At 65.5% G+C, this 20,421-nt stretch carries 18 protein-coding genes and 1 tRNA gene; 18 read left to right on the top strand and 1 reads right to left on the bottom strand.

Going from position 1 to position 20,421, the window contains the following annotated elements:
* Window positions 1-25: 25 nt before the first annotated feature.
* The 8 genes from CBR61_RS10370 (at window position 26) to CBR61_RS10335 (ending at window position 7,684) form a co-directional block, all read left to right on the top strand.
* Window positions 26-934 carry a TraB/GumN family protein gene (locus tag CBR61_RS10370; RefSeq protein ID WP_088914286.1) on the top strand — a complete coding sequence of 303 codons (909 nt, stop codon included), beginning with the start codon at window positions 26-28 and terminating at the stop codon, window positions 932-934.
* The gene (locus CBR61_RS10365) at window positions 934-1,839 is read left to right on the top strand and encodes a TraB/GumN family protein (protein WP_088914285.1); all 906 of its coding nucleotides are present in this window, start codon (window positions 934-936) and stop codon (window positions 1,837-1,839) included. The genes CBR61_RS10370 and CBR61_RS10365 overlap by 1 nt, the downstream gene beginning before the upstream one ends.
* Window positions 1,840-1,957: 118 nt before the next feature.
* Entirely contained in the window at window positions 1,958-2,569 is a 612-nt protein-coding gene (locus tag CBR61_RS10360; protein ID WP_088914284.1) for a 50S ribosomal protein L25/general stress protein Ctc, read from the top strand.
* A gap of 90 nt (window positions 2,570-2,659) precedes the next feature.
* Window positions 2,660-3,229, top strand: coding sequence for an aminoacyl-tRNA hydrolase (pth, locus tag CBR61_RS10355; protein ID WP_088914283.1), 570 nt, complete (start codon window positions 2,660-2,662; stop codon window positions 3,227-3,229).
* A gap of 41 nt (window positions 3,230-3,270) precedes the next feature.
* Complete coding sequence (locus tag CBR61_RS10350; protein WP_088914282.1) at window positions 3,271-4,272, top strand: SDR family oxidoreductase; 1,002 nt, start codon at window positions 3,271-3,273, stop codon at window positions 4,270-4,272.
* A 123-nt stretch (window positions 4,273-4,395) separates the two neighbouring features.
* The gene (gene ychF, locus CBR61_RS10345) at window positions 4,396-5,496 is read left to right on the top strand and encodes a redox-regulated ATPase YchF (protein WP_088914281.1); all 1,101 of its coding nucleotides are present in this window, start codon (window positions 4,396-4,398) and stop codon (window positions 5,494-5,496) included.
* Window positions 5,497-5,544: 48 nt separating this feature from the next.
* Window positions 5,545-6,750 (top strand): ectonucleotide pyrophosphatase/phosphodiesterase, encoded by a 1,206-nt coding sequence (locus CBR61_RS10340; RefSeq protein ID WP_088914280.1) that lies wholly within the window; start codon window positions 5,545-5,547, stop codon window positions 6,748-6,750.
* A gap of 133 nt (window positions 6,751-6,883) precedes the next feature.
* Window positions 6,884-7,684 (top strand): DUF1206 domain-containing protein, encoded by an 801-nt coding sequence (locus CBR61_RS10335; RefSeq protein WP_233996701.1) that lies wholly within the window; start codon window positions 6,884-6,886, stop codon window positions 7,682-7,684.
* Window positions 7,685-7,686: 2 nt separating this feature from the next.
* Here the strand turns inward: CBR61_RS10335 and mutL are convergent, their stop codons facing one another.
* Entirely contained in the window at window positions 7,687-9,558 is a 1,872-nt protein-coding gene (mutL, locus tag CBR61_RS10330) for a DNA mismatch repair endonuclease MutL (RefSeq protein WP_088914278.1), read from the bottom strand.
* A 208-nt stretch (window positions 9,559-9,766) separates the two neighbouring features.
* Between mutL and CBR61_RS10325 the strand changes: the two genes are divergently transcribed.
* From CBR61_RS10325 to CBR61_RS10285, 10 genes are all read left to right on the top strand, one after another.
* On the top strand, window positions 9,767-10,810 hold the full coding sequence (locus tag CBR61_RS10325) for a rod shape-determining protein (RefSeq protein ID WP_088914277.1): 1,044 nt from the start codon (window positions 9,767-9,769) through the stop codon (window positions 10,808-10,810).
* 35 nt (window positions 10,811-10,845) lie between these two features.
* Entirely contained in the window at window positions 10,846-11,790 is a 945-nt protein-coding gene (mreC, locus tag CBR61_RS10320) for a rod shape-determining protein MreC (RefSeq protein ID WP_088914276.1), read from the top strand.
* A complete protein-coding gene (mreD, locus tag CBR61_RS10315) occupies window positions 11,790-12,344 on the top strand; it encodes a rod shape-determining protein MreD (protein WP_088914275.1) in 555 nt (184 codons plus the stop codon). Before mreC ends, mreD begins: the two co-directional genes overlap by 1 nt.
* Window positions 12,344-14,491 (top strand): penicillin-binding protein 2, encoded by a 2,148-nt coding sequence (gene mrdA / locus CBR61_RS10310; protein ID WP_233996700.1) that lies wholly within the window; start codon window positions 12,344-12,346, stop codon window positions 14,489-14,491. The genes mreD and mrdA overlap by 1 nt, the downstream gene beginning before the upstream one ends.
* Complete coding sequence (rodA, locus tag CBR61_RS10305; RefSeq protein ID WP_088914274.1) at window positions 14,488-15,624, top strand: rod shape-determining protein RodA; 1,137 nt, start codon at window positions 14,488-14,490, stop codon at window positions 15,622-15,624. Before mrdA ends, rodA begins: the two co-directional genes overlap by 4 nt.
* A 117-nt stretch (window positions 15,625-15,741) precedes the next feature.
* Window positions 15,742-15,817, top strand: a tRNA-Lys gene (locus CBR61_RS10300).
* A gap of 560 nt (window positions 15,818-16,377) precedes the next feature.
* The gene (locus CBR61_RS10295) at window positions 16,378-16,737 is read left to right on the top strand and encodes a GNAT family N-acetyltransferase (protein ID WP_233996699.1); all 360 of its coding nucleotides are present in this window, start codon (window positions 16,378-16,380) and stop codon (window positions 16,735-16,737) included.
* A gap of 804 nt (window positions 16,738-17,541) precedes the next feature.
* On the top strand, window positions 17,542-17,772 hold the full coding sequence (locus CBR61_RS16840; RefSeq protein WP_157696564.1) for a hypothetical protein: 231 nt from the start codon (window positions 17,542-17,544) through the stop codon (window positions 17,770-17,772).
* Window positions 17,773-18,863: 1,091 nt separating this feature from the next.
* Window positions 18,864-19,337: a hypothetical protein gene (locus CBR61_RS10290; protein WP_088914272.1), complete on the top strand. Its 474-nt coding sequence runs from the start codon at window positions 18,864-18,866 to the stop codon at window positions 19,335-19,337.
* Window positions 19,338-19,499: 162 nt separating this feature from the next.
* Window positions 19,500-19,805: an excalibur calcium-binding domain-containing protein gene (locus tag CBR61_RS10285; protein WP_088914271.1), complete on the top strand. Its 306-nt coding sequence runs from the start codon at window positions 19,500-19,502 to the stop codon at window positions 19,803-19,805.
* The last annotated feature ends 616 nt before the right edge of the window (window positions 19,806-20,421 follow it).

Raw genomic sequence — 20,421 nt, 5'->3', positions numbered from 1 at the left:
ACACCACCCCCGAAAGGAAATGCCCATGAAGCTTGCCACCCTGTTCAGCCTAGCGGTCGCTCCCCTTGCGCTCCTCGCCGCCAACCCGGCGCTCGCGCAGGACCACGCCGGCCACACCGCCGCCGCCCCTGCCGGCAAGGGCCCCGCCCTGTGGAAGGTCGCCGACGAGGACACCACCATCTACCTGTTCGGCACGGTTCACGTGCTGCCCAAGGACCTCGAATGGTACGACGCCACCATTGCCGAGGCCTTCGACAGCTCCGGCACCATCGTGACCGAGATCCCGATGGATGCCGCGAGCGAGGCGCAGATGGCCCAGCTCACCCAGGCCAAGGGGATGCTTCCCGCCGGCACGACCCTGCGTTCGCTGCTCAATGCCGAACAGACCGCCGCCTATACCGCGGCGATGGGCAAGATCGGCATTCCGGTCGAGGCCTTCGATCCGGTCAAGCCGTGGCTCGCAGGCCTCACGCTCTCGATCCTGCCGCTGATGCAGCAGGGCTATGACCCCAACAGCGGGGTCGAGAAGGTGTTGCTCGCCAAGGCCGAGGGCAAGGAAAAGGGCGCGCTCGAGACCGCCGAGTTCCAGCTCAGCATCTTCGACGGCATGACCCAGGAGGCGCAGGTCGCCTTCATGATGGAGGCGGCCACCGGCATCGACGAGGTCAAGCCGACGCTCGACCGCATGGTCGCCGAATGGGCCAAGGGCGATGCCGACCGGCTGGCCGAGGTGATGAACGAGGGCATGAGCGATCCCGCCGTCGCCGAGGCGCTGCTCTACAAGCGCAATGCCAACTGGGCCGAGTGGATCGACACCCGCCTGGATACGCCCGGCACGGTGTTCATCGCGGTCGGCGCGGGCCATCTTGCCGGTGCCAAGAGCGTGCAGGATTACCTCGCGCAGAAGGGCATCGCGGTGACGCGGGTCAAGTGATGCGCGCAGCTTTCGGGGCGATGGCGCGGCGGCTTGCCGCAGGCGTCATCGCCTCGCTCCTCCTCATCGGTCTTGCCGCCTGCGGCAATCGCCCCGCGGACGCCCCCCCCCCCAACCCGCTGCTCTACGAGATCGCCTCGGCCGATGGCGCAGTGGAGGGATGGATGCTCGGCACCATCCACGCCCTGCCCGACGGCACCGACTGGCGCACCCCTGCAATCGGCCGTGTCATCGACACGGCCGATTTGCTCGTGGTGGAAGTGGGCGAAGTGAAGGGGCGTGACGAGGGGCCCTCGATCTACAGGAGCCTCGCGCAAAGCCCCGGCCTCCCGCCGCTCGCCCAGCGCTTGCCCGCCGATCTGCGCCCGCAGCTGGCCTCCCTGCTCGAGCGCGGCGGACTGGACGAGAGCGCCTTCGCCGCCGAGGAAAGCTGGGCGGCAGCAATCGGCCTTGCACGGATCGAGGCAGCCGGCGATTCCGCCAACGGGGTCGACCGCGCGCTGATCACCGACTTCGCCGGCCGCCCGGTGCGCCAACTCGAAGGATTGCGCGGCCAGCTTTCGATCTTCGACCGCCTCCCCGAAACCGCACAGCGCGAGATGCTCGCCGCCGTGGTGCGCGAGAGCACAAGCGCCGGAAGGGATCCAGAACGCCTGGTGCGCGCCTGGCTGGCGGGCGATGCGGCAACCATCGAACAATCGACCCGCGAGGGCTTTCTTGCCGATCCGACCGTGCGCGAGGCGCTGCTCACAGGGCGCAACCGGCGCTGGACGGCGGCGCTCGTGCCGCTGCTTGCCGAGGCTCCGCGCCCGCTGATCGCGGTCGGCGCTGCGCATCTGGTCGGCCCCGGAGGGCTGGCCGCCCTGCTGGAGGCGCAAGGCTACCGCATTCGCCGCATTCCCTAGACGGGTTGCCAAACCGGCCTCGTCTCTCTATGGGCCCGCGCTTCGATGCTTCCGGTCATCCCTGGAGGCGGTTGCATCGCTGACTACTTATATCAACACGCATTCGAAAGGCATCCGTATGAGCGAGACTCTCACGCTGCCGGCCGAAGCGCGCGAACGGGCTGGCAAGGGAGCCTCCCGAGCACTTCGCCGCGATGGTCGGACCCCTGCTGTCATCTATGGCGGCAAGGAAGAACCCACCCTGATCCACGTCGAGCAGAAGGAACTGGTCCGTCAGCTGATGACCGGCCACTTCATGAACTCGATCGTCAACATCGAGATCGGTGGCAAGACCGTCCGCACCCTGCCCAAGGATGTCGCGTTCCACCCGGTGACCGACCGCCCGACCCATGTCGACTTCCTGCGCCTCACCGGCGACAGCAAGGTCGAAGTGGCCGTGCCGGTGGTGTTCATCAACGAGGAAGCCTCGCCGGGCCTCAAGAAGGGCGGCGTGCTCAACATCGTGCGCCATGAGCTCGAACTGGTCTGCGCGAGCGACTCCATCCCGGAAGAGATCCAGATCGACGTGACCGGCCGTGACGTGGGCGAATCGATCCACATCAGCGACGTGACCCTGCCCAAGGGCGTCACCAGCGCGATCACCGACCGCGACTTCACCATCGCAACGCTCGTCGCCCCCTCGGCGCTCAAGAGCAGCGAAGGCGACACGACGCAGGCTGACGCGGAGTAATCCGCCCTGCGCCTTTGACGGCTTACGAACGCCGGGCTTCGCAAGAGGTCCGGCGTTTCGTTTTGCCCTGCCCCCCGCTAAGGACACGCCATGCAGATCTGGGTCGGCCTCGGAAATCCCGGACCGCGCTATGCGCTCCACCGGCACAATGTCGGCTTCATGGCCGTGGACGTGATCGCCGACATGCATTCCTTCGGACCCGTCCAGAAAAAGTTCAGCGGGTGGGCGCAGGAAGGGCGGATCGGCAGCCAGAAGGTGCTGCTGCTGAAGCCCGCGACCTTCATGAACGAAAGCGGCCGCTCTGTCGGCGAGGCGCTGCGCTTCTTCAAGCTCGGCACCGACGCGCTGACGGTGTTCCACGACGAGCTCGACCTTGCCCCGTTCAAGGTCAAGGTGAAGCAGGGCGGCGGCCATGCCGGGCACAATGGGCTGCGCTCGATCGACCAGCATCTGGGCCCCGACTTCCGCCGCATCCGCCTCGGCATCGGCCACCCCGGCCACAAGGACCGGGTGACCGGCCACGTCCTCGGCAATTTCGCGAAGGCCGAGGAGGACGATCTTGCCGCCATGCTCGGCGCAATCGGCGCGGAGGCGGAGTGGCTGGCGAAGGGCGACGACGTGCGCTTCATGAACGATGTCGCGCTCAGGATGCAGGGCTAGGCGGCATTGATCGCGCGGGGCCGCGTGCTAGTCTCGCTGCCATGAGCAACATCAATCGCCGCACCCTCCTTGCCGGAGCCGCCGCCACCGCCTCGCTCGCCGCCACTATCCGGGTAGGCGCGGCCGAACCGGTCTACACCTCGCAGCTCGACTTCAAGGGCAAGAGCGTGCTGATCACCGGCTGTTCGTCCGGGTTCGGCAGGCTCGCGGCGGAGCTGCTGGCGCGGCAGGGGGCGAAGGTCTTCGCCACCATGCGCGGCCTGCCCCGACCCGAGGCCGAGCAGCTGCGCATCATGGCGCTGAACGAACGGCTCGACCTTCACGTGATCGAGATCGACGTCACCTCCGACGAGCAGGTGAAAGAGGGCGTTGCCGAGGCGGAGATGATCGCGGGCGGCGGGATCGATGTCCTCGTCAACAATGCCGGCATCGGCATCACCTCGCCGGTCGAGGTGCAGGACATGGAAGCCACCCGCCTGATCTTCGAGACCAACGTCTTCGGCCCGCACCGTATGGCACGCGCGGTGCTGCCGGGGATGCGCAAGAAGGGCGCGGGCCAGATCATCCAGATCTCGAGCCAGCTCGGCCGCGTCATCTCGCCGTGGTCAGGGCACTACTCGGCCACCAAGTTCGCGCTTGAGGCGATGAGCGAGCAGCTCGCCTACGAGCTGGTGCCGCACAGGATCGACGTCTCGATCATAGAGCCGGGCGGCTATCCGACGAAGGTCTGGGTCAACCGCAACACCTATTCCGCCGCGCTCAAGGAGCGGGCCGAGGCGGTGCACACCGAGGGCTACCCTCAGCAGGTGGCGCGGATGGGCACCGAGGACGGATCCGGGCGCAGCAACGATCCTGCCGATGTCGCCAAGGCCATCGCGGGCCTGATCGCCCAGCCTCCCGGCACCCGCCCGCTGCGCCTGCCGGTGTCGCCCGGCAACAAGCCGCAGGTGCCGATCAACGAGGTCACCGCGCGGGTGCAGACCGAGTGGCTCGGAGGGTCGCCGGTGGTCGGCCCGCTGGTCAGGGCCGTGCACCAGCGGTGACAGTCTTTTCCCCGTTCATCCTGAGCTTGTCGAAGGATTGCATTTCTCTATAGGCGCAGCGCGTCATCCAGTAGTGCAGCCCTTCGACAAGCTCAGGGCGAACGGTTTAGAGAAAGTCACATCATGGGTTTCCGTTGCGGGATCGTCGGCCTGCCGAATGTCGGCAAGTCCACTCTGTTCAATGCGCTCACCGAGACGCAGGCGGCGCAGGCGGCGAACTATCCCTTCTGCACGATCGAGCCCAATGTCGGCCAGGTCGCCGTGCCCGACGAGCGCCTGCAGAAGATCGCCGCAATCGCCAAGAGCGCCAAGATCATCGAAACCCAGCTCGGCTTCGTCGACATCGCCGGCCTCGTGAAAGGCGCGAGCAAGGGCGAAGGTCTCGGCAACCAGTTCCTCGGCAATATCCGCGAGGTCGACGCGATCGTCCACGTCCTGCGCTGCTTCGAAGATGACGACATCCAGCACGTCGCCAACAAGGTCGATCCCATCGCCGACGCCGAAGTGGTCGAGACCGAACTGATGCTGGCTGACCTCGAAAGCCTCGAAAAGCGCGTCCCCGCCGCCGCCAAGCGCGCCACGGGCGGCGACAAGGAAGCCAAGGCGATGGCGAGCGTGCTCGGCCAGGCGCTGGAGCTGCTCCGCGAGGGCAAACCCGCACGTCTCACCGTGCCGAACGACGACGAGGAAGCGCGGCTCTTCAAGCAGGCGCAGCTGCTCACCGCCAAGCCCGTGCTCTACGTGTGCAACGTCGCGGAAGAGGACGCCGCCACCGGCAATGCCCTCTCCGAAAAGGTCTTCGCCAAGGCTGCCGCCGAAGGTGCCGAGGCGGTGGTGGTATCCGCCGCGATCGAGGCCGAACTGGTCGCCATGCCGGAAGAAGACCGGGGCGAGTTCCTCGAAGCGCTCGGCCTCACCGAAAGCGGCCTCGCCCGTGTGATCCGCGCCGGCTACAAGCTGCTCGGCCTCAAGACCTTCTTCACCGCCGGCCCGAAGGAAGCGCGCGCCTGGACCTTCCCGGCGGGCGCCAAGGCCCCGCAGGCGGCAGGCGAGATCCACTCGGATTTCGAACGTGGTTTCATCCGCGCCGAGACCATCGCCTACGAGGACTACATCGCGCTGGGCGGCGAAGCGGGCGCCAAGGAAGCGGGCAAGCTGCGGCAGGAAGGCAAGGAATACGTGGTGCAAGACGGCGACGTGCTGCTCTTCAAGTTCAACGTCTGATCACGGGCCGTCTCGCATTTGTCGCGCGCCGCGCCTAGGGCGAGCGTCATGCGCCACATCCTCGTCCTGATCGCCCTCCTGTTCCTTCCCGCCGGGCTCGCGGCGCAGGAGGCATCCCGCCCCGTCACCGTGCTCGTCGGGATCGACGGGTTCCGCCCCGATTACCTCGACCGCGGCATCACCCCGCACCTCTCCGCGCTGGCGGCGCAGGGCGCGGCAGGCCCTATGCGGCCGAGCTTTCCCACCAAGACCTTCCCCAACCACTATGCGCTCGTCACGGGCAAGCGGCCCGATCGCAACGGGATCGTCGGCAATTCGATGATCGACCCGCGCCGTCCGGGGGTGATGTTCAGCCTCGGCAATGCGGCGCAGGCGCTCGATCCCTTCTGGTGGAACGAGGCCGAGCCGGTCTGGATCACTGCCGAGAAAGCGGGACTGCGCAGCGCCACGATGTTCTGGCCGGGCAGCGAGGTCGCGATCCAGGAAATGCACCCGTCCGACTGGCTGCGCTTCGACCAGAACGTGACCAACGTGCAGCGGGTGAACACCCTCCTCGACTGGCTCCGCCGTCCCCCCGATATCCGTCCCGCCTTCGCCACGATCTACTTCGACACGGTCGACACGCAGGGCCACCGCTTCGGTCCAGACAGCGCCGAGGTGAACGCTGCCATCGCCGAGGTCGACGCGCGGATCGGCGATCTCGTGGCCGGCGCGGCGCGGCTGGGTGCGGCGGTCAACTGGGTGATCGTCGCCGACCACGGGATGCGCCAGACCGACGAGGCGCGGGTGATCCAGCTCGACACGCTCATCGACCGCGCAAGCTATATCGCGGTCGAGACCGGCCCCTATGCCGCGATCGAGCCTGCCGCGGGGACGGACAACCGCGTCGCCGAAGCCCTGCTGAAGCCGCACGAGCACATGACCTGCGCCCGCAAGGAGGATCTGCCGGCGCGGCTCCACTACGGTGCCAATCCGCGGGTCGCCGCGATCATCTGCCTTGCCGAGCCGGGCTGGACGATCCTCTCGGGTCCCTCTCTCTATCCGGTCACGGGAGGCGCGCACGGCTACGACAATGCCGATCCCGAGATGCTCGCCGTGTTCATCGCCAGCGGCCCCGCCTTCGCCGAGGGCGCGCGCTTGCCGGTGTTCGACAATGTCGCGGTCGCCGCCCTGCTGCGCGCGGTTCTGGGGCTGCCGGAGGATGCGCAGGCAGATGGCAGGCTGGCCGACCTGAAGGCCGCGCTTCGCCCCTGACGCCTCGGCATATCCCGACGCCCGCTCTTTCCGACCTTGCGGCGTGCCCCCTCTGCGGCGGATGGGGCGATGCGCGGAACACCGCCCCGCCCCGGCTGTTCGCCCCTACCAAACCCAAGGGAGGAGCGTTCGCGTGGCGGGAACAGACGGCAAATTCGAAACTCTGGTGCGGATCGGCTATTTCAGCCGCGCCGTGCTCTACATCGCCCTCGGGCTGCTCGCGCTGACCGGCGCAAGCCGGATGCGCGAGGGAATGGACGGCATCTTCCGCGCCGTCGAGGACCTGCCGGCAGGCGACCTGCTGCTGTGGGTGCTGGTGGTGGGCCTCGTCGCCTATGCGCTGTTCCGCCTCGCCTCGCCCCTGTTCGATATCGAGCACAACGGCTCGGATGCGAAGGGATGGGGCAAGCGCATTGGCCATGCCGGGAGCGCCGTCGCCCACCTCGCGCTGGCCTGGACCGCCTTCCGCTTCGCGACCGGCGAGCCTGGTGGCGGCGGAGCGGGGGCGTCGCAGGCTGCGGCCGGGGTGCTGTCGGTCGACTTCGGTGCGCTCGCGCTCGGACTTCTCGGCATCGCCTTCTTCATCGCCGCCGTCGCGCAGGCACAGAAGGGCATCACCGGCAGCTTCATGCGCCGCATCGCCGCCGATGCGCCCGATGCGACCCGGTGGCTCGGCATGGCGGGCTATCTGGCGCGCGCTGCGGTCTTCGCGGTCATCGGCTGGTCGCTGGTGGAGACGGGTTTCCTGTCGCAGGGCGCATCCAACGTGAAGACGCTCGGCGAGGCGGTCGCATCGCTGGCGGACACCGGATGGGCCTTCACGCTGGTGGCCGCCGGTCTGCTGCTGTTCGGGCTGTTCAGCCTGATCCTTGCTCGCTGGCGGATCATCCCCGATCTCGACCCCCACGGACGGGTGCCGTCATTCCGATCCTGAGATCAGTGGCGGCCGAAGAGCTTCTCGACGTCTTCCATCGAGAGCTTCACCCAGGTCGGGCGGCCGTGGTTGCACTGGCCTGACCGGGGGGTTGCCTCCATCTCTCGAAGCAGGGCGTTCATTTCGGCGACACTGAGGACGCGGCCCGCACGCACCGACCCGTGGCAGGCCATCGTGGCAAGCACCAGTTCGAGCCGTTCGGCGAGCAGCAGCGCGCCGCTGTCCTCCTGCTTGCCGTGCTTGGCGATGTCGTCGGCAAGGTCGGTGAGGAGCTTGGCCGTATCCGCCTTGGCGATGGCCGAGGGCACGGCCCGCACCAGCATCGCGGACGGGCCGAAGCGTTCGATCACGAGCCCGTAGCGGGCGAGCCCCTCGGCAGCGTCCTCGAGGCGGTCGCAATCGACTTCATCCATCTCGACCACGTCGGGCACCAGCAGCGCCTGCGAACGGCGCACGCCCTCGTCCGCGCCAGCTGCGCGCAGGCGTTCGAGCACGAGACGCTCGTGCGCGGCGTGCTGGTCGACCAGGACGAGCCCGTCGGCGGCCTCGGCGACGATGTAGGTGTTGGCGACCTGTCCCCGCGCGATGCCGAGCGGGTAGGACTGGGCTTCGGCGGGTACGGGTGCCGCTTCCTCGGCCCGGCCCTGTGGTTGCGACCATGCGAGCGAGGCTTCGCGCAGCAATAGCCCCTCCCGCTCGCGGGAGGGGTTGGGGTGGGCCTGCATAGGCCAGAGCGGGGTCTGTGACTCGCCCACCCCCAGCCCCTCCCGCGAGCGGGAGAGGAGAACGGGCTCACTCACCCAGCGCGCCATCGCCGCGCGGTCCGGACCCTGCGCGCTACGCCTGTCCCCGGTCGCGAGCGCCTGCCGCAGCCCCGAGACGATGAAGCCGCGTACCCCTGTGCTGTCGCGGAAGCGCACCTCGGTCTTGGCCGGATGGACGTTCACGTCGACATCCTGCGGCGGCAGTTCGAGGAACAGGGCAAGCACCGCATGGCGATCGCGCGCGAGCATGTCGGCATAGGCCCCTCGCACCGCGCCGACCAGCAGCCGGTCCTTCACGGGCCTGCCGTTGACGAACAGATACTGGTGATCGGCAACGCCCCGGTTCCAGGTCGGCAGCCCCGCCACGCCCGTCAGGCGCATGACCCCGTGCGGGGTGTCGCGGGCAAGGTCGATGGGAACGGAATTGTCCTTCAATTCATGCGCGATGATCCGGGCAACGCGGGTCGCGAGTTCCTCGTCCGCCTGGAGCGAGAGCACGGTGCGCTTGGCACCGTCATTGAGCGTCTCGAGGGTGAAGGCAATGTCGGGCCGCGCCATCGCGAGGCGGCGCACCACGTCGAGGCAGGCGGCATATTCGCTCCGCGCCGAACGCAGGAACTTGCGGCGCGCGGGGACCTTGGCGAACAGCTCCTCAACCCGCACGCGCGTGCCCGCCGGGAGCGCGGCGGGCTCGTCGGCGATCAGGGCGCCGTGATCGACCACCCGACGCCAGCCTTCCGCCGCTGCGCCCTCCCGGCTCTCGATGGTGAGGCGCGCGACGCTGGCGATGCTTGGCAGGGCCTCGCCGCGAAAGCCCAGGGTCGTCACCAGCTCGATCGCGCCATCCGGACCGATCAGCGAATCGGGAAGCTTGGAGGTCGCGTGCCGTTCCAGCGCCAGCGCCATCGCGGCAGGCCCCATCCCGCAGCCGTCGTCGACCACCTCGATGCGCTGCAATCCGCCCTCGGCCAGCACCACGCCGATTCGCCGCGCGCCCGCGTCGATGGCGTTCTCGACCAGCTCCTTGAGCGCCGCCGCCGGGCGCTCGACCACCTCGCCCGCAGCGATGCGGTTGACGAGTTCGGAGGGAAGGCGACGAATTTCCGGCATTTCCCGCTAGGCTAGCGACGAGCCGCCACAATTTCGAGGGCAGCCGCGCCAAAATCACCTCGGCAGTGGACAAATATTTTGGCCTTTTGCCCACGGATTCGCTAGGCGCGCGCAGTCATGTCATAACCGGGTCGAATTCCCCCGCAGCCGCGCTCCCCCGAAAGCGGTCTGCGGAGCAAGTCCCCCCATTACCGGAACCCAATCACCGATGAGCTTCCTGTCCAATCTCTTCAAGTTCGGCTCGCAGAACATGGCGATCGATCTCGGCACCGCCAACACGCTGGTCTATGTCCAGGATCAGGGCATTGTCCTCAACGAACCCTCGGTGGTGGCGATCGAGACGATCAACGGCATCCGCCGCGTCAAGGCCGTGGGCGACGATGCGAAGATGATGATGGGCAAGACCCCCGACAGCATCGAGGCGATCCGCCCGCTGCGCGACGGCGTGATCGCCGACATCGAAGTGGCCGAGCAGATGATCAAGCACTTCATCCAGAAGGTGCACGGCAAGAAGTCGATGTTCCGCTACCCCGAAATCGTCATCTGCGTGCCCTCGGGCTCGACCTCGGTCGAGCGCCGCGCGATCCGTGACGCCGCCTCTAACGCGGGGGCATCGGACGTCCACCTGATTCTCGAGCCGATGGCCGCTGCGATCGGCGCCGACATGCCCGTGACCGAGCCCGTCGGCTCGATGGTGGTCGATATCGGCGGCGGCACCACCGAAGTCGCGGTGCTCTCGCTGCGCGGCCTCGCCTACACCACCTCGGTGCGGACCGGGGGCGACAAGATGGACGAAGCGATCGTCAGCTATGTCCGCCGCCACCACAACCTCCTGATCGGCGACGCCACGGCCGAGCGCATCAAGAAGGATTACGGCATCGCCATGATCCCCGAGGACGGTGTGGGCGAGATCATCACCCTCAAGGGCCGCGACCTCGTCAACGGCGTGCCCAAGGAAATCACCATCAACCAGGCGCATGTCGCCGAAGCCCTGTCCGAACCCATCGGCGCGATCGTCGAGGGCGTGCGCATCGCGCTCGAGAACACCGCGCCGGAACTGGCGGCGGACATCGTCGACCAGGGTATAGTGCTCACGGGCGGCGGTGCCTTGATCCGGCGGCTCGACGAGCACCTGCGCGAGGAAACGGGCCTGCCCGTCTCGGTCGCCGAGGATCCGCTCACCTGCGTCGCCATCGGCACCGGCCGGGCGATGGAGGATCCGGTCTACCGCGGCGTGCTGATGACCGCGTGACGCGGAGCGCCATTAGCCGGAAGGGACTCTAAGCCATGGCGCCCCCCTCTTCGCGCCGCTCGGGCTTCTCGAAGAAAGCGCAGTATTCGCTGTTCACCGGCTACCTGCTGGCCGGTGCGGGAGCCGTGGTGGGTGCGGCGCTGCTGGCGCTGTCGCTGTGGCAGCCGGCTGCCTTTGCCCCTTTGCGCGGCGTGGCGGGCGACGCCGTTGCCCCCGCCGGACAGGCTGCCGCGGTGACGCGCTCCGGCTCGCAGGGGGTGTTCGCGGCGATCGCGGGCTATTTCAACGCGGGTGCCCAGAACGCCGAACTCCGCCGCGAGATGGAGATCGCCCGTATCCGCCTTGCCGAAGCCGAGGCGGTCAAGGCCGAGAACCGCCGCCTGAAAGGGCTGCTCGGCCTCGCCGAGGGCGAGGCCAAGCCTGTCGCGGTTGCCCGCCTCGTCGGCTCGACCGCGACCAGCGGGCGGCGCCACGCCTTCATCAATGCAGGGTCGACCGCCGGCGTTCTGCCGGGGATGCCGGTGATCTCCGAGCGCGGGGTGATCGGCCGCGTGCTCGAGACCGGGCGGATCTCGGCCCGGGTTCTCCTGCTGACCGACAGCGAGAGCGTGCTGCCGGTGCGCCGCGCCACGGACAATGTCATCGCCTTTGCCGAAGGTCGCGGCGACGGCCTGCTGCGCATCCGCCTCGTCAATCTCGGGGTCAATCCGCTGAAAGTCGGCGACATGATGGTGACGAGCGGCGCCGGCGGCTATTACCGGCCCGGCGTGGCGGTGGCGGTGATCGCCAAGATCACGCCCGACGGCGGGATTGCGCGGCTCGTGGCCGAACCTGCGGCGACCAGCTTTGTTGCGATCGAACCGGTCGCGCGGCCCGCCGCCATCACCGAGATTGCCGACGACAGCGAGATCGCCGGACCGGCGGAAAGCGCAGCCGCGCCCGCCCCCTCCCCTTCCCCCGCCGAACCGGACGCGGAGTGATGGAGCGGCTCGATCCCCGCGCCCGTTCGGACATCTACGGGTTGCGCATCAATCGCGCGCCGGACCCGTGGCGGGTGCGCGGGGTGCCCTATGCCTCGATCATTCTCGGTTCGCTGCTTCCGGTTCTGCTGATCGCCGACCTGATGCCGCTGCTGCCTTCCTTCGGCTTCCTGATGCTTCTCGCCTGGCGGATGGTGCGCCCCGGCCTGCTGCCGCTCTGGGCCGGAGCCCCGCTCGGCGCTTTCGACGATCTGGTCAGCGGCCAGCCTTTCGGCAGCGCGATCCTGCTGTGGTCGCTGACCATGATCGCCATCGAGATCATCGAGACCCGTTTCCCGTGGCGCGATTTCTGGCACGACTGGTTCACCGCCAGCGTGCTGGCGCTGGCCTACTGGCTGGCGGCGCTGCTGGTTTCGGGTGCGAGCGTGACGCCGGAAATGATCTCGGTCGCCGCCCCGCAGGCCTTGCTGTCGGTCCTGCTCTATCCGATAATCGCGCGCATGGTAGCCGGACTCGACCGCTTCCGTCTGTCACGGGCGCGGACCATCGACTGATGAAGATCCCGTTCCTGCAGAAAGGCCCTGAACGCCCCGCGCGGATGATCAGCGCCTCGATCCTGCGCAGCACCTTCGAGCGGCGCGCGGTGGTGATCGGCGCGGTGCAGGGCGGGATTGGCGTGCTGCTGGCGCTGCGGCTCGGCTATCTCTCTGTGGCCGAGAACGAGAAATACCGCCTCGAATCCGAGAGCAACCGCGTCAACCTCACTCTCATTCCGCCGCGGCGGGGCTGGATCCTCGACCGCGACGGTGCACCGCTCGCCTCCAACCGCGCCGATTTCCGCGTCGACCTGATCCCCGAGCGGCTCGTCGATGCAGATGCCACCATTGACCGGCTCGGCGAACTGCTGTCGCTCGAGCCCGCGCGGATCGCCGACATCAAGGACAAGGTCGCGACCTCGCGCGGGTTTCAGCCGGTCGAGGTCGCAAGCGGCCTCCGATACGAGCAGTTCGCCGCGCTCAGCGTGCGCCTGCCGGACCTCCCCGGCGTGGTGCCCCAGCGCGGCTTTTCGCGCTTCTACCCGACCGCCTCCAGCGTCGGGCATCTGATCGGCTATGTCGGCCCGGCTTCGGCGGAGGAATACGAGAAGGACCCCAATCCGCTGCTGATCACGCCCGGCTACAAGATCGGCAAGGACGGGCTCGAGAAGCAGTTCGAGAAGGAGCTGCGCGGGGTGCCCGGCGCGCGACGGGTGGAGGTGACGGCCGGCGGGCGGATCGTGCGCGATCTCGAAACGCGCGAGGATGTTCAAGGCAACCCCGTGCGCCTCACCATCGACGGTCCGCTCCAGGATTACGCCGCCCGCCGCATCGGGCTCGAAAGCGGCTCGGTGGTGGTGATGGACTGCCGCACCGGCGACCTGCTCTGCATGGCCTCGATGCCGAGCTTCGATCCCAATTCCTTCTCGGACGGGATCGGCGGGGTCGAATACGCGATGCTGCGCGAGGACGAGCGGGTGCCGCTGCGCAACAAGGTCCTGAAGGGGCTCTATCCCCCCGGATCGACGGTCAAGCCGATGGTGTCGATGGCGCTCATGGAGCAGGGCATCGACCCCGAAGAGACGGTTTTCTGCGGCGGCGGCCTGCGGGTCGGCAACCGCGTCTTCGGCTGCTGGAACCGGCGCGGCCACGGCGCAACCAACATGGCAAAGGCCATCTACCAGAGCTGCGACGTCTATTTCTACGCCATGGCCCAGCGCACGGGCATGGACCCGATTGCAGCGATGGCGCGGCGCTGCGGGATGGGGCAGGAATTTCCCCTGCCCGTCACCAGCCAGTTCTTCGGCACCGTGCCGGACCCGGCATGGAAGATGAAGAAGTGGGGCCGCGAATGGCAGGCCTTCGACACGGTCAACGCCACCATCGGGCAGGGCTACATGCTCTCGAGCCCCTTGCAGCTCGCGGTGATGGCCTCGCGCCTTGCGACGGGCAAGCACGTGATGCCGCGCCTCACGCTCGACACCAAGCCGCAGGGGTTCGACAAGATCGACTTCCCCGCCGATCAGGTCGAATATGTGCGCAAGGCGATGAGCGACGTGGTCAATGGCCCCGGCACGGCGGGCCGCGCGCGTCTGCCGGTCGAGGGCACGCTGATGGCGGGCAAGACCGGCACCGCGCAGGTCGTCTCGCTCTCGATCTCCAACGGCAAATCCGGGCCTTGGAAATATCGCGACCATGGCCTGTTCATCTTCTTCGCCCCCTATGACAACCCACGCTATGCCGGCGCGGTGGTGATCGAGCACGGCGGTGGATCGGGCGCGGCCTATCCGATCGCGCGCGACGTGATGACCTTCATGTTCGATCCGGCCAAGGGGCTGGAGGCGCTCGCCGCGCTCGAGGCCGGATGGGGCGGGACGGCGCAGCAGCGGCTCGAGCGGCGCTACGCCGCCTATGCGGCAGAGCGCGGTGCGACCGTCAGCCGCCCGCCGCGCCGGGACGAGGAGATCTTCGACCGCGTCGAGGCCGAGGCCCGCCGCGCCGCCACCCAGACCGAGGCCATCGCCGACGAGGTGATCGCTCCGCGGCCCGAGGCCAATCCTTCGGGCGCCCCGCCGGGGGCAGCCGCCGCGCCGACGCCCGCGCCGCCCACCGCCCCGGCCCCGCCACCGCCGCCAGCCCCCTCCCCTGCCGGGACGACACCATGAACACGCTGGCCGCCCGCGGCGGGATCGTTCCCGAACCGATCGCCCGCCAACCGTGGGAGATGCTGATCCCGTTGCTGTTGCTGACCGGCTTCGGCGGGCTGGTGCTCTATTCGGCGGGCGGGGGTTCGATGCAGCCCTTCGCCCTGCCCCACTTCATCCGCTTTCTCGTCTTCGCGGTCATGGCCGGCGTGATCGCGGCCCTGCCGCGCGATTTCGTCCGGGTGGTGACCTATCCGGGCTATCTCGTGGTGCTGCTGATGCTGCTCGCGGTCGAGATCGTCGGACAGGTCGGGGGCGGGAGCCAGCGGTGGCTCGAGGCCGGGCCGATCCGGATCCAGCCTTCCGAGATCATGAAACCTGCCGTGGTGCTGGCGATGGCACGCTTCTACGAGACGCTGCCCTCAGGGATGATAGGATCCTGGCGCTCGGTGGTGCCGGCGGGGATGCTGATCCTGCTCCCGATCGGCCTCGTGCTGATGCAGCCCGACCTCGGCACTTCGGTCGCAATCGCCTTCGGCGGGGTGGTGGTGATGTTCCTCGCCGGTCTCCCCCTGTGGTGGTTCCTGACCGCGGGAGGCCTAGGGATCGCGGCCCTGCCGCTGATCTACTTCTTCGCGCTCCACGACTATCAGCGTGCCCGCGTGACGACCTTTCTCGATCCCGAGAGCGATCCGCTGGGCGCAGGCTACCACATCGCCCAGTCGAAGATCGCGATCGGATCGGGCGGGATCTTCGGCAAGGGGTTCAACAACGGCACGCAAAGCCACCTCAATTACCTGCCGGAACCGCACACGGATTTCGTCTTCGCCTCGATGGCCGAGGAATGGGGTCTGATGGGCGGACTGTTCGTGCTCGCGATGTACACGCTGATCCTGCGCTGGGGATGGAAGGTCGCGGCCGAGAGCCAGGACCGCTTTTGCGCGCTGCTCGCCGCGGGGGCGACGGCGACGATCTTTTTCTACATCGCGATCAACCTGCTGATGGTGATGGGGATGGCGCCCGCCAAGGGGATTCCGCTGCCGTGGATGAGCCACGGCGGCTCCTCGATGATGACCAACATGATCTGCATCGGCCTGCTGATGATGGTCAACCGCTGGAACCGCGAGGCACCGCGGCGGGGCCTTGCAGTCTGATTTCCCGCGACTGCGAAAAGGCGCTTGCCATCAGGGCGGGACGCGCTAAATGCAGCGCCTCACGCGAATCGGGATGCGGCCTCGCTCCCGTCTTTCGCGGTCCGACCAGGTCGGAATGGACGCATAGCTCAGTTGGTAGAGCAGCTGACTCTTAATCAGCGGGTCCTAGGTTCGAGCCCTAGTGCGTCCACCACCTTCAAAATCAAGGGTTTTCGGGTTTTCCCCGCACTCAAATTTGTGCCTCGGAAAACCTGTTTAGCAATCACCTAGCTAGCACGGCGGGGCTTGCAGGTTGTTGTGTCGCGGCGGAGCGTTTCCTTCAGCCGCTGTATGCAAACACACTTTTCAACTTTTTATTGAGTCCGTAACCCTGAGCGCATATGTATCTGATTGCGGCAAGGTGCCGCAATCTACGAGGACGAACCGATGGCAGCACAACTAGCAGACAAGGGCCACCCGGCCCTGCAGACGGTGCCTGCCGAGAGCTTTGCTAAGCTGTTGGCAGATTCCAAGACGGACAAGCGCCCGTCTGCCGAACTTCTTAAGCTGATTGCAAAGGGTAGGAAGACGCTTCACAAGCGCTAAGTGTCCGAATTAGCTTTTAACATCGAACCCCTCGGCCACCACCATGATCGGGGGGTTTTTTCATGTGGGGTCAAATTCATTGACCACTATCTCGCTAAGCGTTGCCTGAGCGACCACGAGAACCACAAGTCGCGGGTTTACGTCGCTGCCGAGCCAGAGACGCATCGCGTGTTCGGATTCTACACGCTCTCTCTCATGTCGTTGCGTCCCGAGGATGCTTCGCCAGATGAAGCGCAGGCCAAATTTGGAAGTTGGGCCATACCGCTGGTTTACCTCGGCCAAATCGGTGTGCATCAAGAATATCAACGCGGCCACGGTATCGGAAGCACGCTGATGACGCATGCATTCGAGCGCACGCTAGAGATAGCCAACCTTGCAGGCACTTTCGGCTTAGCGCTCGATGCGATCGATGAAGATCGCGCGCAATGGTATGAACGCCTCAGCTTCGACCGATACGGAGTCGAGCAGGATGGTCGCATTAAGATGGTTTGCTCGTTAAACATCATCAAACAAGCGCTGGCGAGTTAGCAACCTACCTTCCGACCAGATTGCGCAGCCCAGCCGCAGCGGCCCCACCCAGCGCGTTAGCGACCTGCCAATTGTGGGACGTCACATGCAAATGGTCGCGTTCCTCGCGCGTTTGCGCGTAGAACTCAACACGCTGCACCCGTAGAATAAGAGGGCTCAGCGTCATGCCAAGGGGCGAGGCCAGATCTAGCGCGCAATCGGACGGGCAACTAGCCATCGAAGACCTAGCGCAAAAAAATTGGCCTATGATAAGGTGTGACATGCTCAGATTGCACCTCGCTCCACTCGTTCTGACCTTAGGTGCCTGCTCGCCGGCAAACCCGTCTAGCTCGGATTATGTAGCTGAGGACATGGTGGAATGGTCGCGCCGCAATCCGCCAGTCTCAGAGGCAACCTGGAGAGGCGTTGGACAAGTGACCTGCGTCCCTGCTCAGCTCAACGTATGCAACAGCAATGGCTGCACCGCTCGCGACTTGAACGGAAAGCCGCCGATTGTCGTCAGGTGGGTCCCATCCAGCGGGAAGTATGAACGATGCGATCCAAACGCTGGCGGCTGCGAGAGCTTCACTCCCGTCATCTCATATTCAGGTTCATTTATGCGCGCGACGCTTCCGGCCAATGGTCTGATGTTCTCATTAACTGCTAGTGGCGACTACCGTGAGATTGCCACCCTTGCGACCGATACCATGATCTATCAAGGTGTCTGCCAAAGGCAGCAATTTCCTTGAGGATCGCTTGCCTTGTCGTTGGTCAATCAGTCTAACTCTCATCACAATGTGGCGGTCGCAAACAAAAGGAGAGAGGATGTTCCAGCTTACATTTCATGCTCGCGTCGAAATCGCCATCGCCACCATCTTGCTTCTTGCAAGTTGCTCAGGGAGCGAAACCCCAGCGAAGTTCAGTGACGCTGAAATGGATGAGATATCGGATATATCAGCCGATGTCGCATACGACGTGGTTTTAGAACATGAGAAGATAAGGGAACTTGAAAATCGGCTGGCGGAAGTCGAAAGCCGGTTATCAGCCGAATATTGATTCAGCTAGAAGCTAATTAGATTGGGGTGCTTTAGCGGTTCGCCCCCGCCACACCCAGCGAGCAACAGCTACGGCGAATGCTATTAAACCGTAGACGATCAACAACCCGACCGCAGAGAACATGACGCCCTCCCACCAAGCGCCCCAGCCCATGTAACCTAGCCTAGCGTTCTCAACCCACAATTCCCAACAAAGCTCTCTACCAGCCGACCCTTGTTCAACATTGGCCGCGGCGAGGCATTTTCGATAACCGGATTGCATGACCTCGCCGTGCCTCGTGTTCGTGGAAACAATCCACCAGCTTGGGAGCGCGAGAGTGCCGACCACCCACAGGACTAAAGCAAGTCGATTCCAAAAGCCCAGCCGCATAAAGCCCCATTCCCTTGCCGTTCACCAGACCTAACTAACTAATCCGAGACGAAAAAGCGGGTTACACGTGACACCGTACGCCCTAGCCGAGTTTGCTTTTTCTCTTGTTCGAAGAGCGCGACAGCGACCAATCCCCAACCGAAAAAACCGCCAATGCCCGCGAAATCAGCCGGGACGCCTAACCACATAAGAAGTCCCGTTAGCGCCCCCATCGGAACGAGCAACAGGACCAGAACCCCCAAACTTTCGCGAAGCTCTCCCATTGATCGTTTGTGTCCGTATGGCCAAGCAGCGTCAATGGTGGAGTGGGCCGCTTTGGCGGGTTTTAATCGTCTACGCAGCGGGTTACGTTTACTCTATGAGCAGGGCGCAAGAACTCTACTTCGAGATGACCAAGAGCGTCAGCCAATATGCCTATTTTCAGTTAGGCGTAGCTGGCGGCGCAATCGCCTTCGCGGTTCACCAGACCAAAGGCATGAAGCTGCTTGAGGCGCCGTGGCCTATACGACCGCACCCTTGCCGTGGTCTATGCGGACGGGCGCAATGTCGCCTGCCAGATGGTGAGCGCAGTGCACGCCGCCCATTTCCCGCGGTGCGACAACGGAGAGGGTTGCGTGGGATTGCGGCTGAGCTACCGACCAGACAGCGCTTATGTTATTTTAAAGAATGCAGTCACATAATCTAACGGGCAAAGCTGAAGCGCGGCAGAAGGACGCTATGCAATGAGGTATCTGGCCATCGGGTTACTGGTTCTTGCGGCACCGGCGACCGCGCAGGAAAGCGGCAATCGCCTAAGCCTCATCTGTGCGGGCGGGGGATACGCGACCAAGTTAGACCAATCGACCGCTCAAGCCTGGAACAATTACGGCGACAGCGCGACCGCTACTGTCCAGAGCCCCAGCCGCGTAGGCTTCCAAGACCAAACCCAACTTTGGGTTGAGGGAAGCGAAGGTCGCATCCGCATGCCGCCCAGCATGCTTCCGGCAATTCGAGGAGGCGAAGACGGCTGGTTCAAGCTGTCCTCGATTGAGGTGACTGACAGCGAAATACGCGCCACGGTGAAGGTCAATCCCCTCAACAACCCGAAACTTCGGCTGGACCGTATCACCGGAGCCGTAAGCCTATCGGGCAAGGCCGGGGACTATGCTGGTCGGTGCCAGAAGTTCGACCCGCAGGCCGTCCAGCGGCAGTTTTGAGGAGCGGCTAACAGACCGCCCCCTTCTTCAATCCCTCGAGCAGCACCGCCATAACTGGCTCAATCCTCGCATCGAGCAGTTGCTCCCTTTTGGCGTTCAACATTAACGGATTTCGCACAAGAAGATGCTGGTACCGAACCGCTCTGTGTCGGAGGAATCGCAATGAAGAGACTTGCCGCACTGGGGCCAATCGCTCTGGCGTTCACCGGGCTAACCCCTGCATCAGTCGCGCATCCGGGCGGTCTTGCGGCTGACGGTTGCCACAACGACCGTAAGAACGGCGGACGCCATTGTCATCGTGCCTCTACAACTCAAGCGCCAGCATCATCGCAGCAGTCGCCGAGGGGCAGCACCTACTATCCTAATTGCGCGGCCGCTCGGGCAGCCGGCGCCGCCCCCCTCTATCGAGGCGACCCAGGTTACGGCACACACCTTGACCGCGACAATGACGGAAAGGCTTGCGAATAAGCCTTCAATGTCCGCCGTCAGGTCAAGCGAGCGGCCCAGCCATAGTACGTCATGTCTTGAGTCTAAGGAGATCGCCCGCCATCCTTTCACTCGCTGCGGTCGCCCTTGAGTGCCCTTGCCTCGTCGCGCGATGAGCGTTGCACTGAGAACTGCGATGAATGGGGCGTAGACAGCGCATAAATTCGGACGCAAGTTTGCAATCTACGGAGATTGGTGAGCCACAAGCGCAGAAAAGAGGCAACATGTCCAACGATGGTGTTTGGGAGGTCGATCGCGTCGCGGCGGCCGATTTGTTGGCCGCACTTGGGGCAGCACCTGAGCCGGAGTGGGGCGTAATCGTCGCTCAAGCACTGGCCCGACATCGCCGCCAGAGTTACGATTGGGCAAGTCAGCGAGCGCGACAGTCCGCCCTTCAAGTTCTCGAGAAGGAAGCAGCGGAGACTTTTCAACGCCACAACGGGGAGTGGGTTGATGGCTTTAGGCATGCAGAAAAATGTTTGATGACAACCACTCCTTCGGCATTGCTAGGCTTGCCTACTAACCAGACGCGGTCGAAGGGGCAGATCTTGCGGTCCTTGGTCCGCTCGGCGAAACGGACGAGGGGCACGACACCCGG

The sequence above is a fragment of the Porphyrobacter sp. CACIAM 03H1 genome (assembly GCF_002215495.1).
GTDB lineage: Bacteria > Pseudomonadota > Alphaproteobacteria > Sphingomonadales > Sphingomonadaceae > Erythrobacter.
This window is presented reverse-complemented; position numbering and strand designations above follow the sequence as displayed.